Source organism: Streptomyces sp. NPDC050704, assembly GCF_040654355.1.
Classification (GTDB): Bacteria; Actinomycetota; Actinomycetes; order Streptomycetales; family Streptomycetaceae; genus Streptomyces.
On record NZ_JBFAHW010000256.1, the window covers coordinates 1 to 2,529 of the forward strand.

The following is a 2,529-nucleotide window of genomic DNA, read 5'->3' on the forward strand; positions in this document are numbered from 1 at the left end:
GCCCGGAAACGCTGGTGGACATCAGTGATCTGCCGCTGCGGGAGGTGACCGCCACCGAGCGCGGTGGCCTGCGCATCGGCGCTCTCGTGCGGATGACGGAGGCCGCCGCCCACGCCAAGGTGCGCACCCTGTACCCGGTCATCTCCGAGGCGCTGGAGCTGAGCGCGTCCGCCCAGTTGCGCAACATGGCCACCATCGGCGGCAACATCATGCAGCGCACCCGCTGCACCTACTTCCGCGACGTGACCGCCCCTTGCAACAAGCGTGAGCCCGGCGCCGGATGTGCCGCACTGCACGGCTACAACCGCAGCCACGCGATCCTGGGCACCTCCGACAGTTGCGTGGCCACCCACCCCTCCGACGCCGCCGTCGCCTTCACGGCACTGGAGGCCACCGTGCACCTGCTGGGCCCGGACGGTGAACGCAGCCTGCCCTTCGCCGACTTCCTGCTCCGGCCGGGCAGCACCCCGAACCGTGAACAGGCCATCCGGCCAGGCGAGTTGATCACGGCCGTGGAGATCCCGGCCCACCCACGCCCCCTGAAATCCGGCTACCTGAAGGTGCGCGACCGGCAGTCCTACGAGTTCGCGCTCACTTCGGCGGCCGTCGCCCTGTACATCGGCGGCGGAGTGATCCGCGAGGCGAAGGTGGCCGCCGGAGGCGTGGGCACCGTGCCCTGGAAACTGCCCGCCGTCGAGCGCCACCTCATCGGCGAACGCCCCTCCGACCGGCTGTGGGCCGAGGCCGCCGAGCACGCGATCGACGGGGCACGTCCCCTCAAGCACAACGGCTTCAAGGCCGAGCTGCTCAAACGCACCGTCGAACGTCAGCTGCGCACCGTAGGAGGCACCAAGTGAGCCAGCCACAGGCAGCAGTCGGTGCGGCGGTGCCCCGGGTCGACGCACGGCTGAGGGTCACCGGGAGAACGAAGTACGCCGGAGACAACAGCCCCGACGGGGTCGTGCACGCGGTTGTCGTCGACAGCAGTGTCGGACGCGGCCGTGTCACCGGCATCGACGCCCGTGCCGCCGAAGCCCAGACCGGCGTCGTGAAGGTGATCAGTCACCTCAACGCGCCCAAGCTGCCGCCCCGTGAACCGGGATACCCACCGGGTGAGGCGCTTCGCCCCTTCCAGGACGACCGCGTCCGGTTCTTCGGACAGCCCGTCGCGGTCGTGGTGGCGACCACGCTGGAGGTAGCACAGCACGCGGCGAGCCTGGTGAAGGTCTCCTACGACACCCAGCCTCCCTCGACCGACATCGGCGCCGCCGACCCTGCGGACGATCCCGAGACCTATGCGCGCGGTGATGCGGACGAGGCCTTGGAGGCCGCCGACGTCAAGCTGGACCTGGCGTACCGGATGGCCCGCAACCACCACAACCCGATGGAGCCGGCCGGTACCGTCGCCCGCTGGGAGGGCGACAAGCTCACGCTCTGGGAGAAGACCCAGCATGTGCAGGGCACCGTGGAGACCATGGCCGCAGAGTTCGGCATGCCGCCGGGCAGCATCCGCGTCATCTCGCCGGCCGTCGGCGGCGCCTTCGGCAGTGGCGGCCGGACTTGGGTGCACACCTCCATCGCGGCCCTGGCCGCCCGCGAGGTGAAACGCCCCGTAAAACTCGTCCTCACCCGCAGGCAGACGTACTTCGGCGTGGGATTCCGGCCCGCATACGAGTACGACCTGCGGCTGGGCAGCGACCGGCGAGGCCGCCTGACCGCGTCGGTGCACGACGTCCGCACCGAGTCCTCCCGCTACGAAACGCACAGCGAAGACGTTCTCGCCGCCGGCCGGATGCTCTACAGCACGCCCAACGTCCGCCAGGTGTACGAGCATGTACCGCTCGACGTGAACACGCCCACATGGATGCGCGGCCCCGGCTACTCCAGCGGCGCGTTCTGCGTCGAGACGGCGATGGACGAACTCGCCCAGGAACTGGGCCTGGACCCGATCGAGCTGCGGCTGCGCAACGAACCCGCCGACGACGAGTCCACCAATCTGCCGTTCTCCACCCGCCGCCTGCGTGACTGCTACCGCGTCGGCGCCCGCGAGTTCGGCTGGCACCGGCGCACCCCCGAGCCCCGCTCGACGCGTGATGGCGACTGGCTCATCGGCATGGGCATGGCCGCCGGTGTCTACGACACCGCGCGCAGCGCGGCCCAGGCGTCGGTCAGGCTCGACGCCGATGGCACCGCCCTGGTGCAGTCCGCGACCAGTGACATGGGCCCCGGCACGGCCACCTCGATGACCCAGGTCGCCGCCGACGCCCTCGGCCTGACCATGCGCCAGGTGAGGTTCCGGCTCGGCGACTCCCTCATGCCCCCGGCCCCCGGCCATCACGGCTCACGGACCATGGCCAGTGTCGGATCCGCCGTCCAGGACGGCTGCGACAAGCTGCGCAAGCAGGCCATCACGCTCGCGGTCAACGACGAGGACTCACCGCTGCACGGCGTCGACCCCGCCGGCATCGTCGTGCGAGGCGGTCGGCTGTCTGTGAAGGACGAGCCCACCCGCGGGGAGACGTACCGGCG

2 protein-coding genes are annotated in these 2,529 nt (G+C 70.6%); both read left to right on the forward strand.

All coding sequences use genetic code 11. From position 1 onward, the window contains the following. On the forward strand, positions 1–857 hold an 857-nt coding region (locus tag AB0I18_RS51865; RefSeq protein WP_363112861.1), incomplete at its 5' end, for an FAD binding domain-containing protein. Further along, positions 854–2,529 (forward strand): xanthine dehydrogenase family protein molybdopterin-binding subunit (locus AB0I18_RS51870; RefSeq protein WP_363112862.1); only part of this gene is annotated, 1,676 nt, incomplete at its 3' end. The genes AB0I18_RS51865 and AB0I18_RS51870, both read left to right, overlap by 4 nt.